The organism is Acinetobacter sp. P1332, assembly GCF_044057475.1.
Classification (GTDB): domain Bacteria; phylum Pseudomonadota; class Gammaproteobacteria; order Pseudomonadales; family Moraxellaceae; genus Acinetobacter; species Acinetobacter johnsonii.
The window spans coordinates 878,827-895,788 of record NZ_CP171157.1; the positions used below are offsets into that span (position 1 = coordinate 878,827).

Consider the following 16,962-nt stretch of genomic DNA (forward strand, 5'->3'; position numbering starts at 1 on the left):
CTCTAAGCCCATTTTTGGAGATAAAAATGTCTCAACAATTTGATCTTGTTGTAATTGGCGGTGGCCCAGGTGGCTATGAAGCAGCGATTCGTGCAGCGCAGCTTGGTTTTAAAGTTGCGTGTATTGAAAAACGTATTCACAAAGGCAAACCATCATTAGGTGGGACGTGCTTAAACGTGGGTTGTATTCCGTCTAAAGCATTGCTTGATTCTTCTCACCGCTACGAAGATACAGTGCATCACTTAGCTGATCACGGTATTACAACAGGTGAAGTGAACTTTGATTTGCCTAAACTCCTTGCGCGTAAAGACAAAATCGTTGACCAATTAACTGGCGGTATCGACCAATTACTTAAAGGTAATGGTATCGAGTGGTTAAAAGGTACAGGTAAATTACTTGCAGGCAAAAAAGTCGAGTTTGTATCTCACGAAGGTGAAACTCAAATTTTAGAGCCTAAATATGTGATTCTTGCGACGGGTTCTGTGCCTGTGAACATTCCTGTAGCTCCAGTAGATCAAGACATTATTGTTGACTCTACAGGCGCACTAGAATTCCAAGAAGTACCTAAGCGTTTAGGTGTCATTGGTGCGGGCGTAATCGGTCTAGAGCTTGGTTCAGTATGGCGTCGTCTAGGTGCTGAAGTTGTTGTATTTGAAGCGATGGACGCATTCTTACCAATGGCTGATAAAGCCTTGGCGAAAGACTACCAAAAACTTTTGACGAAACAAGGTCTTGATATCCGTGTTGGTGCTAAAGTTGCTGGCACAGAAGTTAATGGTTCTGAAGTCACTGTTAAATATACTCAAGGCGGCGAAGAAAAAACTCAAGCGTTTGATAAGTTGATCGTTTGTGTAGGCCGTCGTGCATATGCTGAAGGTCTATTGGCTGATGATTGCGGCATCAAACTCACTGAACGCGGTTTAGTTGATGTGAACGATTGGTGTGCGACGTCTGTTGACGGTGTATATGCAATTGGTGACTTGGTCCGTGGCCCAATGCTTGCGCATAAAGCGATGGAAGAAGGTGTAATGGCTGTTGAGCGTATTCACGGTCATGCAGCTCAAGTGAACTATGACACGATCATTTCTGTGATCTACACACATCCAGAAGCAGCATGGGTCGGTTTAACTGAAGAGCAAGCCAAAGAAAAAGGCCATGAAGTTAAAACAGGTCAATTCGGTTTTGCTGTCAATGGTCGTGCTTTAGCAGCTGGTGAAGGTGCTGGTTTCGTGAAGTTTGTTGCTGATGCAAAAACTGATCGTTTACTGGGTATGCACGTGATTGGACCTGCTGCATCTGACATCGTACACCAAGGTATGATTGCACTTGAGTTTGTATCTTCGGTTGAAGATCTACAGTTGATGACTTTCGGTCACCCAACATTCTCAGAAGTGGTTCATGAAGCTGCACTTGCAGTGGATGGTCGAGCGATTCACGCAATCCAGCGTAAACGCAAATAAGACAACGAAAAGAGCGACTACGGTCGCTCTTTTTTGTTTCAGGTGTTGTCTTCTCATGAAGAATCATCTAAAAATAAAGACAAGAAGTTTTAAAAATCCAAAATGGTTACTGTGATAGTAAACAGTTTCGGTGCAACAAAAAGTAAATAAGCAGTAATAAAAAGGTTAGTCGATGAATTTACATGAATATCAAGCTAAAGCGCTATTAAAAAAATATGGTATGCCTGTCCAAGAGGGCGTACTTGCCACCACTCCAGAAGAAGCAGTAAAAGCCTTTGATCAAATAGGCGGAAAATTTGCTGTAATGAAAGCCCAGGTGCATGCGGGTGGTCGTGGTAAGGCGGGTGGCGTAAAAGTTGTAAAGTCAGCAATGGAAGCTGCTGAATATGCAAAAAGCATCATCGGGACCAACCTCGTTACCTATCAAACCGATAGTCATGGCCAACCTGTCAACAGCGTACTTGTCGCGGAAGATGTTTATCCTGTGGAGCGTGAGCTGTATTTAGGTGCAGTGGTTGACCGCTCAAGCCGTCGTGTGACCTTTATGGCTTCGACCGAAGGTGGCGTTGAAATTGAAAAGGTTGCTGAAGAAACCCCTGAAAAAATTATCAAAGTTGAAGTCGATCCTTTGGTTGGCTTATTGCCATTTCAAGCACGCGAAGTTGCATTTAAGTTGAACCTTAAAGATGGTCAAGTGAATCAATTTGTGAAAGTGATGTCTGCTGCGTATCAAGCATTCATCGAGAATGACTTTGCTTTATTTGAGATTAACCCACTATCTGTGCGTGAAAATGGTGACATCCTATGTGTCGATGCCAAAGTGGGGATTGACTCAAACGCGCTGTACCGTTTACCAGAAATTGCTGCGCTGCGCGATAAGTCACAGGAAAATGAACGTGAGTTAAAAGCGTCTGAATTTGACCTCAACTACGTCGCGCTTGAAGGCAACATTGGGTGTATGGTTAATGGTGCAGGCCTTGCGATGGCAACCATGGATATTATTAAACTTTATGGCGGCCAACCTGCGAACTTCCTTGATGTCGGTGGTGGTGCAACTAAAGACCGTGTAATTGAAGCGTTTAAAATTATTCTGGCAGATACCTCTGTACAAGGGGTATTGATTAATATCTTCGGTGGAATTGTACGTTGTGACATGATTGCTGAAGCAATTATTGCAGCGGTTCAAGAAGTAAATGTGACCGTACCTGTAGTTGTTCGTTTAGAAGGGAACAATGCTGAATTGGGTGCCAAATTACTTGACGAATCAGGTTTAAAACTTATTTCTGCAAATGGCTTGTCGGATGCCGCAGAAAAAATTGTTGCTGCAGTAAAAGCGTAAGGAGTATCAATATGAGCGTATTAATTAATAAAGACACCAAAGTATTGGTACAAGGTTTTACAGGTAAAAACGGTACATTCCACTCAGCACAAGCACTAGATTATGGAACTAAAGTCGTTGGCGGGGTAACTCCTGGTAAAGGTGGCACAACCCACCTAGATTTACCTGTATTTAACACCATGAAAGATGCAGTTGCAGGCACAGGCGCAGATGCGACTGTGATTTATGTGCCAGCACCGTTTGTATTAGATTCAATTATTGAAGCAGTGGACTCAGGTGTTGGACTGATTGTGGTCATCACAGAAGGCGTGCCAACTTTAGACATGCTCAAAGCCAAGCGCTATCTTGAAACCAATGGCAATGGTACACGTCTGATTGGTCCAAACTGTCCGGGTATTATTACTCCAGATGAATGTAAGATCGGGATTATGCCGGGTCATATTCACCAACCGGGTAAAATTGGTATTATCTCGCGTTCAGGCACGTTGACTTATGAGGCAGTTGCTCAAACGACGAAACTAGGCTTAGGGCAATCGACCTGTATTGGTATTGGTGGTGATCCAATTCCGGGCATGAACCAAATTGATTGTTTGAAACTGTTCCAAGACGATCCACAAACTGAAGCGATTATCATGATTGGTGAGATTGGTGGTACGGCTGAAGAAGAAGCCGCGGAATATATTCAATCGCATGTGACTAAACCTGTGGTGGGTTATATTGCCGGTGTAACAGCACCGAAAGGCAAGCGTATGGGGCATGCGGGAGCGATTATTTCTGGTGGTAAAGGTACTGCGGAAGAAAAGTTTGCAGCATTTGAAAAGGCTGGGATGGCCTATACGCGTAGCCCAGCAGAACTCGGTTCAACGATGTTCCAACTTTTAAAGGACAAAGGTTTAGTTTAAGCCTTTTATATTTTAAAGGAAAAAGCCGTATGTCTTAATTGCACATACGGCTTTTTTGTGGAGAGCATATTGGTTTGCCCTAATACATTTCTCTGTATAAAAATAATATGGGGGTTAGAGTGTTTAATCTTAGCTGAAAACTATATTTAGCCATATTGGACAAAAAACAAAATGGGTAAATTAGTGCAAGATTTGCTATGTACTTAACAATCTGAGAGTTGATAAATATTTGGTGTACACTGTTTATATAGGAGACTATGCTATATTCATAATTAAAATAATTCTTTTGAAGACATAGTATTGCAGATGTTAAAGCCTATTCATTTATTGTTTTGTCGTTGCTTATTCTTGTTCGGGCTAGCGATGAATAGCGCTTATGCTGAAAATGAAGACGTCTACTTGGCTGAGTCTTTGAGTGATGATATTTTCCACTATTATCAGCAGTTAGCGGCACAACATGATGAAGAAGAAAACGATTATACATTGATCAATAACGATTTTTATGAGAATGAATATATTCGTATATTTAACTACTCGGCCTACAACTCGGATGGTTTGAGCCATAAATTAGGGACAGGGGAATTTCACAGTTCAGACTTGGATGTACTCAGTATTTCATTCGGGTATGGTATTGAAATTAAAGTCAACAAAAGAAATAAAGTGGGATATGAGTACCTTTCAAATTTTCCTTATGATCGTGGGCAATTGATTCGTTTCTTTTGGGTGCGTTTGCACTAAATAGCTTAATTCTATTTATTCATTAAAAAGTTTTTTCCGTTACTGTTTAGAATATTTTCACTCAATTGTAGCGTCTAGGATGTTCATATTACTTTTTGGACTTTTCTGATGGTCGGCGAATCTATTATCAAGCTAAAATAACTTAAATTTTTATAATAGATGATGGGCTTACTGCGCTGGGCAAATTCTTAGGTTTATCGTTTTAACAGCTTAAATGTGTATTTTATTGAAAGTTAAATATTAAAGTAGATAAAAAACGCGACAGATCGTCGCGTTTTTTGCTTGTAAGTATAAGTGCTATTGAGTTTTGCTTTGCGGTTTTAAGCTTTGGGTTAAACCATTGATGTCGCCGCCTTGAATCCCTAGTTCATTCATCAAGCTATCAATTAGTGGTGCTTGAGTACGATAGCGTAGCGCACTATTTACCACTTGATCAGACAAAGCAACTTGTGAAGATTCCGCACCATCAACCCCAGATGCTACTGAACCGACATTGCCTAAACCATTGACCTGTAAAATTTTGATGTCATCAATATTTTCCATCGGTTTAACACTTTCACGAATGATTTCAGGTAAGTATTTTAACAAAGCTAGCCGAATTTGCATTTCGACTTGCTCAGGAGATAAGACGTTGTTGGCCTCATTCACCGCACGTGTACCATCCGCGTCGACTTGGTATTGTTTTTCCATTGCTTGAGCCAATAGTATTTTGGCATCTGCTTCACCTTTGGCTTTTAAGCGAGCTTGTTCGGCTTGAGCTTCCGCTGCAATACGAACGGCTTCGGCATCATCGGCAGCGGCTTGTTTGCCTGCTTCAGCTGCAACCGTAATCGCAATCGCATCTTTTTCTGCAGCTTGCTTCGCAGCAACCAACTCAACTGCTTTTTGACGCTCAGCACGCTGGGTTTCACGTACGGTAATCACTTCTTCTTCGGCTTTAACGGCTTCAGCACGGGCACGGTCAGCAGAAGCTTTGGCTTCAGACTCTTCACGCGACTTTTCAGCAATTGCAATGGCACGTGACTGTTCAGCCAGCTCGATGGTTTTCTTTTGTTCAACCTGCGCTTGTTCAATAATTTGTGATTTTTGAATATTTTGGCTTTCCACATCACGTGCTGCACCAATACGCTTTAACTCTACTTCACGCTCAGCTGCAATACGTGCTTCTTCTGCTTCACGTTTTTTCTCTGCTTCTTGAGAGGCAATTTCAGCCAATTGTTCTGCACGGCGAATTGCAATTTCACGCTCTTGCTGTAGTTTGGCGTATTCTTCTTCACGAATGATTTGTAGGCGCGCTTGTTCTGCTTCTAAGTTTTTGGTCTTAATGGCAAGGTCAGCGTCTTGCTCAATGTGATTACGTTTACGACGACGGTCTTCAATTGTTTCGGTCAGCTTGGTTAAACCTTCGGCATCGAATGCATTTTGAGGGTTAAAGTATTTGAAACCTGTTTGGTCTAAACCTGTTAATGACACAGTTTCTAGCTCTAGACCATTTTTATGTAAGTCTTCGGACACGACTTGTTGTACTTTTTGCACGAAATCCACGCGTTTTTCATGCAACTCTTCCATCGCCATTTCAGCTGCTACAGCACGCAAGGAATCGACAAATTTACCTTCTACAAGGTTCTTCAACTCATTTGGAGACATGGTTTTCTGTCCCAAAGTCTGCGCGGCCACTGCAATTGATTCTGCTAGTGGCTTCACACGGACATAGAACTCAGCCATGACATCGACGCGCATACGGTCCCGGGTAATGAGCGCTTGATCATCAGCACGGCGAACCTCTAAACGTAGCGTGTTCATGTTGACAGGGATAATTTCATGTAATACAGGCAGTACAATTGCACCGCCACCTAAAATGACTTTTTCGCCGCCAAAACCGGTACGTACGAAAGAGATTTCTTTGCTGGAACGACGGTACAGACGGGCAATAATAATGCCGATAATAACCAGAGCTGCAAAGATAATCCCTGCAAGAATAAGAATGTTATAGAAATTGTTGCTGAGCATAAGGGTCCCGATTTTATTTAAAGTTATAAGTACAAAATGAAAGAATTAAAGTGAAATGGCTTTAAAGCCAATCTTGGTTTTTTGAGTCAAAATGACTTCTTGACCTTGAGAAAAATGAAGGTCTGTTTCAGGTTCAACCAGCACATAATGCGTTTGCCCAAACTGATCTTGGACTCGTGCTTGAGCAGGTGAGTTGACTTTAGCTTCACCTAAAATAATCAGTGCTGTTCGTCCAATCAGCTCTTCACTGTAAATTGCTGTGGTTTCATCTTGTGGCAAAATTTTAGCAATCAGCATGGCGCTGTAACGAATCATAGGCATCGAAAGTATGAGGCAAAGTGGTGCCATGATCCATGCACTCCAATAGCTTCCCGTCCAAGTTTGAAGAATGGACTGTAGAATAAAGCCACTTAAGCTATATAGAGTGAGGAAGATAATCAGCCAAACCAAGAGAGGAACACGGCCAATAAACAACCAATCCAGCAGGGCGTTGAGCCAACCTTGATCGGCATCTAGTGCAATGTCGACGTCTTTAGTACTGCCTAAGTCATCAGGTAGGAATTGGTCAAGTAGGCCTTGTGAGCCGCCCCCTAACACCAATAGAATCAATTCGAGCAGTCCCAATAAAAACATCAGACTGAGGCAAATACTAAAAATTAAATTGGATGGGTGAGTAAATAATTCCCACATTCTAAAGGTTCTCTATTTTTATGCTGTTATCAGTTAAGTGTAAATTTTTAAAAAGAATTGTATTGAAATTGGGCTTTAGCATAGCATTCAAAAAACAGAATGTCTAAGTTTGTTGGCACGTAATGAGAAAGCGGATTTAATTGTGATTTGACAAATTTTAGGCAAAAAAATACGCAATGATTGGGGTATTCATTGCGTAGAACTACGAATCTGTTGTTACACAGTTTCGGTAAAAAGGAGAAACGTTATATCTCAGGGTTAATCTAAGCTATGGACTTATCATAAGGGCTGTGCATTCTTATTTCATGAGTATTCACGTTAATTACTGTAAATTTAGGTTAACAAACGACACTAAATGTCAGTTTTTGAGATGCATGTGGCTTATTTTTGTTTGTTTAGTGATCAAAAAAGCCTTTCTCAGTGAGAAAGGCTTAAATATGCGCTTTAGTTTAAGAACGGATTAGAAATGAAACACCCCTAAACCCGATTTAACTTCATCTAGAGTCTGTTGAGTAATATCACGACATTTGTCTGTACCAGTCTTCAAAATATCCATGATGTAATCAGGATCTTTCGCAAGTTCCATACGACGTTCACGAATTGGCGTGATCAGCTCTTTCAATACGCCTTCAAGACGTTTTTTCACCGTACCATCGCCTAAACCGCCACGGCGGTAATGTGCTTTCAGTTCTTCAACTTCTTCTTTGTTTGGATCAAACGCATCTAAATACGTAAATACGATATTACCTTCAACCTGACCTGGGTCTTCAACACGCAGGTGGTTCGGGTCGGTGTACATCGCATTAACAGCTTTTTTAATGTCTTTATCGGTTGCATCCAACACAATGGTATTGCCCAAAGATTTCGACATTTTGGCTTTACCATCAAAGCCAGGTAAACGACTCATATTAGAAAGCAGGGCCTTACATTCAGGCAGTAATTCCTGACCAATCTGACGGTTTAAGCGGCGTACGATTTCATTGGTCTGTTCGATCATTGGAATCTGGTCTTCACCCACAGGTACAACCGTTGCTTTAAATGCGGTGATATCTGCTGCTTGTGCAACTGGGTAGCATAAGAAACCCGCTGGAATATCACGTTCGAAACCACGCATCTGAATTTCAGACTTGATGGTTGGGTTACGTTCTAAACGAGACACGGTCACAAAGTTGAGATACAACATGGTGAGTTCATTTAGCGCGGGTAAGCTCGACTGCACGCAAATGGTGGTTTTGGTTGGGTCGATCCCGACTGCTAAGTAATCTGTGGCAACTTCAAGAATATTGCGGCGAACTTTTTCAAAGTTATCGGCATTGTCAGTAAAGGCTTGCGCATCGGCCAATAATAAATGCTGATGGTGTGAATCCTGCAACCCCACACGTGAACGTAAAGATCCGACAAAGTGCCCTAAATGAAGTTGTCCCGTTGGACGGTCGCCTGTCAAAATAACAGGACGGTTGTCTTGATTACTCATTATCTATTTCCAAAGTCGTCGTAGCGACATGCTATTTTCAAAGAATGCAGACATTGTACGGCATAATCTTTTTCAATGTCAGTCTTAAAAAAACTGCAGTGAAAAAATTATAAAATCAGTTAAATTTCAAAAAACAAATATTCAAAAGCTTAGATCACAGATTAAAATGTCAGAATTCTCAAGATGGATAAAAATAAATGGCGAGTAGCTTATTAATATTACTAGATGATATTGCCACGATATTAGATGACGTTGCGGTCATGAGTAAAATGGCGGCAAAAAAAACGGCGGGTGTTTTGGGCGATGATTTAGCACTCAATGCTCAACAGGTCAGCGGGGTTCGTACTGACCGTGAGCTGCCTGTGGTTTGGGCTGTGGCAAAAGGCTCTTTTGTTAATAAATTAATTTTAGTCCCTGCGGCGCTGTTGATTAGTGTGGTTGCACCGTGGCTGATCACGCCACTGTTAATGATTGGTGGTTTATTTCTATGCTATGAAGGGGTAGAAAAAGTCCTACATAGTTTGCATCACAAAAAAGCCAAAACCGAAGAAGAAGCCAGCCAAGAATTAACTGCGATTGAAACCGATATGGCGACTTTTGAAAAAGATAAAGTTAAAGGGGCGATTCGTACCGACTTTATTTTGTCGGCAGAAATTGTGGTGATTTCACTGGGGACTGTGGCTGCTGCAACTTTTTCAACCAAAGTCATGGTGTTGTCTGTAATTGCCATTTTAATGACCGTCGGTGTGTATGGTTTTGTGGCGATGATTGTTAAAATTGATGATTTAGGGCTGTATCTAGCTCAGCAAGCCTCTTCATTTAAGCAAACTATTGGCCGTGGTTTATTGGCTTTTGCACCAAAACTAATGAAGACCTTAACCATCGTGGGCACTATCGCGATGTTTTTAGTGGGTGGTGGCATTATTTCCCACGGCGTGCCTTTATTGCATCATTTCACTGAAGGTTCAGTGGATTATGCTGAACATATTCCAACTGTGGGAAGCATTGTGGGGGCATTAACCCCAACACTGATTAACTTAGTGATTGGTTTTGTGGCTGGTTTGATTGTATTGGCTATTGTGAGCTTGATTAAAAAAGTTTGGCCGAGCTCAAAAAAGGCATAAACTGGATCGGGTCAGCATGTATTAGAAGAAGGAAGAGTGCTATGCGTTGGAAGGGACGTCGTGTCAGTAGCAATGTCGAGGATCGCCGCGGTGGTGGCGGTGTCAAGGCGGGTGGCATCAGTATTTTAGGGCTGATCGTAGCCTTTGTGGCATGGAAATTTCTAGGAGTCGATCCGCAGCAAGCCTACCAAGCCACTAAACAAGTGACCGCACAAACTGGAGCGGCAGAAACTCAAGGTTTGGATAACCCAACGCCTGATCAGCAGGAAGCGATGGACTTTGTCGGTACTGTACTGGCCGATACTGAAGACACATGGAGTCAAATTTTCCAACAGCAATTGGGACAACAATATGTTCCGCCCAAGTTGGTGATGTTTTCAGGAGTGATCAATTCGGGTTGTGGTACTGCTCAGTCTGCAATGGGGCCGTTTTACTGTCCAGCAGATCAGAAGGTGTATATCGACACCGCTTTCTTTAAAGACATGCGGACTCAAATGGGTATTGGCGGTGAGCAAAACCAAACGGAGTTGGCGCGCCAAGATCAAGCGGGTGACTTTGCTCAGGCTTATGTTGTGGCACATGAGGTTGGACATCATATTCAGACCATTTTAGGGATTTCTGAACAAGTGCAAAAAGCTCGTGCACAGGGCTCAAAAGCGCAAGGCAATGCTTTATCGGTACGCCAAGAGTTACAGGCTGACTGTTTAGCAGGAGTATGGGCGCATCATAACAATCAACGAACTCAGTTCTTAGAGCAAGGCGATGTTGAAGAAGCGATGGATGCTGCACATAAGATTGGTGATGATTACCTACAAAAGCGGGCAACAGGGCAAGTGGTGCCTGATAGCTTTACCCATGGAACCAGTCAGCAGCGTATGACTTGGTTTGGCACGGGCTTTAAGTCGGGGCAAGTTGAAAGTTGTGATACTTTTAATCAAGCCATTTAAGTCATAAAAAAGAGGTGATTAATCACCTCTTTTTATTTTAACCAATTCATTTCTATCGGTTTAAGAACTGCTTAAAGTTTCGAGCAATACGGACGCTCACATATAACGCAATACAGGCAAATAACAACACCCCAAACACCACATACTTTAAGTTGCTCATATCCGCACGGTAAAACTGCTGAATTTGCTCAGGCGTATAACGCAATGTTTTAACATCTTGTGTACGTGTATCGAGATAACTGACTTGCTGAATGTAATTAAATTGCCCTGCTTTGAGTAGTTCAATTGACTGAATTTGGCGGGTATGTTGTTCGTTGTAGTCATCTACACAAATGTCGGTTAAATAATGATTACAGCTGAGTTTGGCGATATAACCATGATTGGCCACATGCAAATAAATATGATCATCGGGTGCTTTATTGTTTGAAAGTAGAACCAGAGTTTGATCGGGACGAGAGTTCATTTTAAAACTTTGTGCTGAGGCAAAAGTTTGCTCGGCTTGTAAAATTTCTTTGGTTTTTGCAAAGCAGGTCAGAAACAACGCAAAGGTGGTTAGGAAAATAATCAGTGCGAAGAACATCCGAAAGATGGTTTTAAAAGTGAATTGCATAGGAGATCAAACTTGGCCAAAGGGAACGTTCACGCATAAAAAACATGCATATGCGCTATGTTAATTCATCATCAGGAGAAATGTTAAAAAAATTATTTTTTTCGGGCGTTGATGTGAAAAATGATTAAAATATTTCGAGCATCAATGTGTATGAAATGAACTTTTATTCCATAGATAAGCACTGAAAGCCACCGTCTCCCCAACCGCCCAATTTGGAAGTTCAATGGGAAATTATTTTTTTCTACAAGTTTTTACCGTTATTTTTGCATTATCTATTGCAACGACTATTTTTAATAAACGTATTTTAGGTTTTCCTCAAGCCATTGGCGTACCCATCGTTTCTGCCATTTTTGTCTTTATTTTACAGTGGGGCGCGAGCCTGCTGAGTGGTAATCAGTTTATTACCATCAATATTCATAACATTGAAGAAGCGGTTCGTCACATTGATTTTTATGACTTTTTAATCAATGGCGTGATTTGCTTCATTTTGACCTCGTCGGCACTGAAGTTCAAAGTCTCAGATTTACGTAGTTATTGGAAGCCGATCAGCATTTTAGCCAGTATTGCGTTGGTACTGTGCGCCGTGTTCTTTGGGGTGGTGCTCTACGGTTATCAGTTCATTATTGGACAACATGTCGATTTATTGGTGCTTTTGCTGTTGGGGGCTGCATTGGGTGCAACGGACCCGATTGGGATCAAAGGCGTACTTAGTTCGGTACGTGCGCCCCATCATTTAATGGTCAAGCTTGAGGGTGAATCACTGTTTAATGATGCTATGTGTATTGCCTTGTTCATGACGCTCTTAAACGTATTACAAGGTGAAAACTTTACCGTCATGGGCGTGTTGCAAACCTTACTCTATGAAATTTTTGTCGCCGTCATTATTGGTTGGGCCTTTGGTTTAGGGATCTTGCGACTGCTGCGTGGTAAGCACGAAATGGAGTCTCTCATTTTGACCACAGCACTCTTGGCCTGCGGTTCGTACTTGGTTGCACTGTTTGCACATGCTTCAGCACCGATTGCTTGTGTCATCGGTGGTTTGATTGTGGGGAATAAATGGAAAGAAATTTTACAAGAACGCGAAATACGGGAAGTGAACCATTTTTGGCATACGGTTGAAGGAATTATTAACTCGTTCTTATTCACCTTAATTGGTTTGGAACTGTTTATTTTAGATCTCAGCTTTAGTCTAATTTTTGGCGGCATCGTCGCTTTTATTATTCTGCATGCTTCACGTTTTGCAGCGAACTATTTATCTTTTGCCTTTTTTCCCTCTTTCCGTAAGAAAAGTTATAACGGAAGTTTGGCGATTTTGTCATGGGGCGGAGTGCGTGGAGGGATCTCCTTAGCACTGATCTTAGCCGTAGCTAACGTACCTGAGCTAAGTGAATACAGCAGTATCTTGATTGGTTATACTTTTATCACCGTGTTGCTTTCAGGTATGGTCTGCGGTCTAGGATTGCCTGCTGTAATGAATGCGTTCTACTACAACCCGAATGAAGAAAAGACAGGTTTTAAAGGTTGGTATCAACGTCTGTGTAATAAAATGAACCGTAAAGGCTTCAAGTATATTATTGGTGAAGATGCACAGGGCTATGAAACCATTATCGTCTATCAACCTGAAGCATTGATTGATGTTAAAGCAGATGATGGCATTGCTGCGGTGCATAACCCTGAGCGAGTTCAGGAAGTGAAACGTCTGGAAAGTCCTGATAACTTTTAGTGATTTACTCAACTAAAAAGCCCCTGTATTGGGGCTTTTTAGAATGAATGAGCTGGTTTATTTGAATCATATAACGATGTCATTATGGAATAATTAGAACAGGATACCTTTGAAATGGCGGAATCGATAGTCAAAGAACTGGCACCGATGATTTTTCAGGTGATCGCCCAGATTCCTTATGGGCGGGTAGCTAGTTATGGACAAATTGCACGCTTAGCAGGTATTCCCAAACATGCACGTTTAGTAGGCTATGTGCTAAAACATATGGATGCAGACAGTAGTTTACCTTGGTATCGTGTAATCAACTCCCAAGGAAAAATTAGCCTAAGTAAACTGAATGATCAGGGACAAAACATTCAAGCACAGTTACTTCTGGCGGAAGGTATTTTAGTGATTGGGGACAAAGTGAAAATGAAAGAGTTTCAGTGGAATATTTAAAATAGCAAGGCTCTACCTCCGTGGAAGTAGAGCACTCGATGTATTACTGACGAACAACTAAAACAGGAATGTGCGCTTCACCTAAAACACTTTGTGCAACACTGCCTAGGAATAAACGTTTTAAACCTGTACGACCATGAGAGCCGATCACAATCAGGTCTGCTTTAGATGTTTCAGCTTCTTTGATAATTTCACGGTGCACCACCTGACCTTCAAGTAGTTTTGCTTCAACTGGAATGCCCAGATCGCTAAATTTAGCCGCTGCTTCCTCAAGTGTTTTCAAAACTGAAGTACGCGCACGTTCAATTAAGTCATTGGTTTGAGTTGCAGAAATGTATTCGGCAGCAATGTAAGGGTCAAGTGCAAGTACTTGAACGACTGTAATTTTTCCGCCAAATGCTTTAGCAAGTTCAGCCGCTTGCGCAACTGCTGCATATGATGTTTCTGAACCGTCTACAGGGACTAAAATGTTTTGGTATGCCATGGTTGTTTCTCCTTATTATCAACTGATTATACGTGCAGATTTCTGTTTTAATGTATCACGGGTTAAATACAGCTTATGCCTTGATATTAGCTGTATTTTTTAAAGAATAAAACCTAGTAAATTCATATGGATATTTGCATATGAAATGCTAATTTCTCACTTCTAAATTAGCACAAAAGCGTGTGAATAATAATCAATTTAACACTAAAGTTGAATGTATATGTAGCGTTTAAGAAACATAGGCTTTGTCTAAAAAATAGCTTATATTTATGAATGGCTTACTACTTTATAAATACGATGACAGATACGAATCAACTGAATTGGCAACGAACAAATTTAGAGAATATAGAAACAGCTTGGGAAGGTGACCTTTGGGATCGTAAGCGTTTGGGTATTCAACTAACGAATTATGTTGATCGTTTGCAGTGTGGAGCTGTACTCGCTTTAGATGCTCGTTGGGGGGAGGGTAAAACTTGGTTTGTTCGACACTGGCAAAAACATTTAGAAGATGAAAATCATAATGTGATTTATTTAGATGCATTTGCAAATGACTATTTAGATGATCCATTTTTAGTTGTGACTTCAGAAATTACAAATACTTTAAGTAAAGACAAAAAGACCAAAAGTAAGGTTAAAAAACTAATAGATCTATCAGCATCTGTAGGAACAGCATTGTTGCCATCTTTACCGAAAATTGCATTAACGCTTGGACTTCATCTTGTTGGAGCTGGATTTTTAGGTGGAATCTTGCAGCAAGGTTATGAAAATGCGCAGGATGAAATAGATAAATTATCAGATGAGACGAGTGATCGAATTAAAGAAAGTATTCAAGAGAAAATTGCAGGTCATGAAGCTGAAAAGAAAACTTTAGAAGAATTCAAAAAACATCTAGCTCAAACAGTTGAAAAGTTAGACAAACCACTAGTTTTTATTATTGATGAACTTGATCGTTGTCGTCCTGATTTTGCAATTCGTTTGATTGAGCGTATTAAACACTTTTTTGATATTCCTAAAATTGTTTTTGTTTTGGTGATGAATAAGACTCAGCTTATACAGTCTGTACACACTTTATATGGCTATACTATTGAAACGAATGGTGATTACTTCGAAAAGTTTATTGATTTCACGATTAAATTTCCTCAGTTGGATGCTATAAATAATTATGAAATGCTCTTAAAAGAGCAGCTTTTTAGAATAGGTGAAATTGAAAATAAAGAGCATTTTAGTACTTTTTATTTTTGGGTATTGGCATTGCAATTATATAAAAATTACAATTCGCGAGAGCTTATTAGAAAAGTCAATCAATATGCCCTATTAAGAACAAATAATTTAAATAAGGATATGATTGTAATAGCAATAATATTTGATAGGGATTTCCAAGTTACAGTGCAGTATTTTAGAAGAGTTCTAAAGAGATTATTAGAATATATAACTAATCATACTCATCAACGGGATAATGAAAGTTATATAGCAAGAAACTTAATAAATAATTTAAATCAAAAATATAAGTTAACTAGCTTGGGAATTCTGGAATTAGCTGATCAGTTGGAAAATTTTATGAAACACTACACAACTTCTGGACAGATGGATGAGAAGGAAAGAGCTCTTTTAGATTTATATTCAGATTATTCCGTGACGAAATTGCGTAAATCTGATGATCTTGTCACGAGTTGGAAAAATTATATTGAATCTGGTTTTATTTCAGAAACTCAAGCAGAGAGTTAATATCATCTGTCTGTAACTGCTCACGCATTTTTAAAAACTGCTTTTCATCTAAGTCATAGAGCTTCAGTGCAAGCAGTTTTTCTATATCTGCTTCGGGAAAGCGATACTTAATAATCTTGGCAGGTACTCCACCCACAACGGTATAGGGTGGAACATCCTTGGTCACGACAGCGCCCGTTGCCACCACTGCACCTTCACCGAGTGTTACACCCTGCATAATCATGGCACGTGAACCAATCCAGCATCCATCTCCAATGATGGTATCACCCGCGAGCACAAAACTACGTGTATCAAAAGGAAAGGCCGAAATCCAGTCAGTACGATGCAGTTGGTTACCACCCATCATAATGACGCATTCTGCGCCAAAACAGACGAAGTTGCCGATATAGAGTTGATCAATTGGTTTGTCTATGGTCGAGGGCTTATCATGCAAATAACGCACGACACAACGTTCAAAACCTTGATCCCAATACGCTGAATAGTAAGAGTAATTCCCTTTAATGTGAATATTCGGATTCTTCACCGTTTTAGAGATGAACTCAAACTCACACCAGTGTTTGACAGGAGAATTAATCAGTGGCTCAGACATAAAAAGACAGCGTTGAAGAGTGTGAGAAATTATAACAAATAAAAGTCTTGCTTTGATAAAGAGGGGAAATGAATACCCTAAATCTATCTCATTCTTGGGGTGAAATTTCCCACGTGCATAAGAAGAGGGCTAGGAAGAGCTATTTGGTAAAATACAAAAACAAAAAACCCCTCAATCGAGGGGTTTCTACAGCCGTAAATATCAAAGAAACTTAGATATATGCAACTTTTACAATTTCGTATTCAACTTCACCCTGAGGGGTTTGAATTTTTGCTTCGTCCCCTTCACTTTTGCCCAAAAGGCCGCGCGCGATAGGAGAGTTCACTGAAATTTTATTGATTTTAAAATCAGCTTCGTCGTCACCAACGATCATATAGGTCTTTTGTTCTTCGGTGTCTAAGTTTTCGATAGTGACTGTCACCCCAAAAACCACGCGACCGTTCTGTTCAAGTTCTTTTACATCAATCACTTGAGCCGCACCCAATTTACCTTCGATGTCTTGAACACGACCTTCACAGAAACCTTGTTGCTCACGCGCAGCATGGTATTCCGCATTTTCTTTTAAATCCCCGTGCTCACGTGCTTCAGCAATTGCCGCAATAATACGTGGACGTTCAATACTTTTTAATTGATGTAATTCTTTCTCTAAGGCTAATTTGCCTTGGGGAGTCATAGGATAACGTTGCATTGTTGTCCCTCAAGTCTGTGA

General features: G+C 40.7%; 16 protein-coding genes. 9 read left to right on the top strand and 7 right to left on the bottom strand.

All coding sequences use genetic code 11. The features are described 5' to 3' along the window. Positions 1-26 precede the first annotated feature (26 nt). From lpdA to ACFN7Z_RS04255, 4 genes are all read left to right on the top strand, one after another. Positions 27-1,460: a dihydrolipoyl dehydrogenase gene (lpdA, locus tag ACFN7Z_RS04240; RefSeq protein ID WP_010327289.1), complete on the top strand. Its 1,434-nt coding sequence runs from the start codon at positions 27-29 to the stop codon at positions 1,458-1,460. A 172-nt stretch (positions 1,461-1,632) separates the two neighbouring features. Continuing rightward, positions 1,633-2,799 carry an ADP-forming succinate--CoA ligase subunit beta gene (sucC, locus tag ACFN7Z_RS04245; protein ID WP_010327288.1) on the top strand — a complete coding sequence of 389 codons (1,167 nt, stop codon included), beginning with the start codon at positions 1,633-1,635 and terminating at the stop codon, positions 2,797-2,799. An 11-nt stretch (positions 2,800-2,810) separates the two neighbouring features. Continuing rightward, positions 2,811-3,701, top strand: a complete 891-nt coding sequence (gene sucD, locus ACFN7Z_RS04250; protein WP_010327286.1) for a succinate--CoA ligase subunit alpha — start codon at positions 2,811-2,813, stop codon at positions 3,699-3,701. A 363-nt stretch (positions 3,702-4,064) separates the two neighbouring features. After that, a complete protein-coding gene (locus tag ACFN7Z_RS04255) occupies positions 4,065-4,439 on the top strand; it encodes a hypothetical protein (protein ID WP_010327283.1) in 375 nt (124 codons plus the stop codon). A 297-nt stretch (positions 4,440-4,736) separates the two neighbouring features. Here the strand turns inward: ACFN7Z_RS04255 and ACFN7Z_RS04260 are convergent, their stop codons facing one another. The 3 genes from ACFN7Z_RS04260 to trpS all read right to left on the bottom strand — a co-directional run bounded on the left by ACFN7Z_RS04260 (position 4,737) and on the right by trpS (position 8,613). Continuing rightward, a complete protein-coding gene (locus ACFN7Z_RS04260; RefSeq protein ID WP_005400417.1) occupies positions 4,737-6,449 on the bottom strand; it encodes a flotillin family protein in 1,713 nt (570 codons plus the stop codon). A 45-nt stretch (positions 6,450-6,494) separates the two neighbouring features. Next, positions 6,495-7,139 (bottom strand): YqiJ family protein, encoded by a 645-nt coding sequence (locus tag ACFN7Z_RS04265; RefSeq protein WP_010327282.1) that lies wholly within the window; start codon positions 7,137-7,139, stop codon positions 6,495-6,497. 460 nt (positions 7,140-7,599) lie between these two features. Then, complete coding sequence (trpS, locus tag ACFN7Z_RS04270; RefSeq protein ID WP_004695576.1) at positions 7,600-8,613, bottom strand: tryptophan--tRNA ligase; 1,014 nt, start codon at positions 8,611-8,613, stop codon at positions 7,600-7,602. Between the two features lie 197 nt (positions 8,614-8,810). Here trpS and ACFN7Z_RS04275 point away from each other — a divergent pair, with 197 nt between their 5' ends. After that, positions 8,811-9,737 carry a DUF808 domain-containing protein gene (locus ACFN7Z_RS04275; RefSeq protein WP_010327281.1) on the top strand — a complete coding sequence of 309 codons (927 nt, stop codon included), beginning with the start codon at positions 8,811-8,813 and terminating at the stop codon, positions 9,735-9,737. A 41-nt stretch (positions 9,738-9,778) separates the two neighbouring features. Beyond that, positions 9,779-10,684 carry a neutral zinc metallopeptidase gene (locus ACFN7Z_RS04280; protein WP_004695581.1) on the top strand — a complete coding sequence of 302 codons (906 nt, stop codon included), beginning with the start codon at positions 9,779-9,781 and terminating at the stop codon, positions 10,682-10,684. 52 nt (positions 10,685-10,736) lie between these two features. Here ACFN7Z_RS04280 and ACFN7Z_RS04285 read toward each other — a convergent pair whose 3' ends face one another. Then, entirely contained in the window at positions 10,737-11,294 is a 558-nt protein-coding gene (locus ACFN7Z_RS04285) for a hypothetical protein (RefSeq protein ID WP_010327279.1), read from the bottom strand. A 223-nt stretch (positions 11,295-11,517) separates the two neighbouring features. Between ACFN7Z_RS04285 and ACFN7Z_RS04290 the strand changes: the two genes are divergently transcribed. Together ACFN7Z_RS04290 and ACFN7Z_RS04295 are read left to right on the top strand one after the other, a co-directional pair. After that, positions 11,518-13,017 carry a sodium:proton antiporter gene (locus tag ACFN7Z_RS04290; RefSeq protein ID WP_010327278.1) on the top strand — a complete coding sequence of 500 codons (1,500 nt, stop codon included), beginning with the start codon at positions 11,518-11,520 and terminating at the stop codon, positions 13,015-13,017. A gap of 114 nt (positions 13,018-13,131) precedes the next feature. After that, positions 13,132-13,455, top strand: a complete 324-nt coding sequence (locus tag ACFN7Z_RS04295) for an MGMT family protein (protein ID WP_010327277.1) — start codon at positions 13,132-13,134, stop codon at positions 13,453-13,455. Between the two features lie 43 nt (positions 13,456-13,498). Here ACFN7Z_RS04295 and ACFN7Z_RS04300 read toward each other — a convergent pair whose 3' ends face one another. Next, positions 13,499-13,939, bottom strand: coding sequence for a universal stress protein (locus ACFN7Z_RS04300; RefSeq protein ID WP_004695589.1), 441 nt, complete (start codon positions 13,937-13,939; stop codon positions 13,499-13,501). Positions 13,940-14,236: 297 nt separating this feature from the next. Between ACFN7Z_RS04300 and ACFN7Z_RS04305 the strand changes: the two genes are divergently transcribed. Next, positions 14,237-15,664 (top strand): P-loop NTPase fold protein, encoded by a 1,428-nt coding sequence (locus ACFN7Z_RS04305; RefSeq protein WP_029575085.1) that lies wholly within the window; start codon positions 14,237-14,239, stop codon positions 15,662-15,664. Here the strand turns inward: ACFN7Z_RS04305 and ACFN7Z_RS04310 are convergent. Both ACFN7Z_RS04310 and greA read right to left on the bottom strand, forming a co-directional pair. Further along, a complete protein-coding gene (locus ACFN7Z_RS04310; RefSeq protein WP_010327275.1) occupies positions 15,636-16,253 on the bottom strand; it encodes a CatB-related O-acetyltransferase in 618 nt (205 codons plus the stop codon). The genes ACFN7Z_RS04305 and ACFN7Z_RS04310 overlap by 29 nt on opposite strands. A gap of 211 nt (positions 16,254-16,464) precedes the next feature. Further along, complete coding sequence (greA, locus tag ACFN7Z_RS04315) at positions 16,465-16,941, bottom strand: transcription elongation factor GreA (protein ID WP_005400425.1); 477 nt, start codon at positions 16,939-16,941, stop codon at positions 16,465-16,467. Between the last annotated feature and the right edge of the window lie 21 nt (positions 16,942-16,962).

Bases quoted from the DNA above. Each gene is read 5' to 3' on its own strand.
- lpdA (WP_010327289.1), top strand. From the start codon at position 27: ATGTCTCAACAATTTGATCTTGTTGTAATTGGCGGTGGCCCAGGTGGC.
- sucC (WP_010327288.1), top strand. From the start codon at position 1,633: ATGAATTTACATGAATATCAAGCTAAAGCGCTATTAAAAAAATATGGT.
- sucD (WP_010327286.1), top strand. From the start codon at position 2,811: ATGAGCGTATTAATTAATAAAGACACCAAAGTATTGGTACAAGGTTTT.
- ACFN7Z_RS04255 (WP_010327283.1), top strand. From the start codon at position 4,065: ATGAATAGCGCTTATGCTGAAAATGAAGACGTCTACTTGGCTGAGTCT.
- ACFN7Z_RS04260 (WP_005400417.1), bottom strand. From the start codon at position 6,449: ATGCTCAGCAACAATTTCTATAACATTCTTATTCTTGCAGGGATTATC.
- ACFN7Z_RS04265 (WP_010327282.1), bottom strand. From the start codon at position 7,139: ATGTGGGAATTATTTACTCACCCATCCAATTTAATTTTTAGTATTTGC.
- trpS (WP_004695576.1), bottom strand. From the start codon at position 8,613: ATGAGTAATCAAGACAACCGTCCTGTTATTTTGACAGGCGACCGTCCA.
- ACFN7Z_RS04275 (WP_010327281.1), top strand. From the start codon at position 8,811: ATGGCGAGTAGCTTATTAATATTACTAGATGATATTGCCACGATATTA.
- ACFN7Z_RS04280 (WP_004695581.1), top strand. From the start codon at position 9,779: ATGCGTTGGAAGGGACGTCGTGTCAGTAGCAATGTCGAGGATCGCCGC.
- ACFN7Z_RS04285 (WP_010327279.1), bottom strand. From the start codon at position 11,294: ATGCAATTCACTTTTAAAACCATCTTTCGGATGTTCTTCGCACTGATT.
- ACFN7Z_RS04290 (WP_010327278.1), top strand. From the start codon at position 11,518: ATGGGAAATTATTTTTTTCTACAAGTTTTTACCGTTATTTTTGCATTA.
- ACFN7Z_RS04295 (WP_010327277.1), top strand. From the start codon at position 13,132: ATGGCGGAATCGATAGTCAAAGAACTGGCACCGATGATTTTTCAGGTG.
- ACFN7Z_RS04300 (WP_004695589.1), bottom strand. From the start codon at position 13,939: ATGGCATACCAAAACATTTTAGTCCCTGTAGACGGTTCAGAAACATCA.
- ACFN7Z_RS04305 (WP_029575085.1), top strand. From the start codon at position 14,237: ATGACAGATACGAATCAACTGAATTGGCAACGAACAAATTTAGAGAAT.
- ACFN7Z_RS04310 (WP_010327275.1), bottom strand. From the start codon at position 16,253: ATGTCTGAGCCACTGATTAATTCTCCTGTCAAACACTGGTGTGAGTTT.
- greA (WP_005400425.1), bottom strand. From the start codon at position 16,941: ATGCAACGTTATCCTATGACTCCCCAAGGCAAATTAGCCTTAGAGAAA.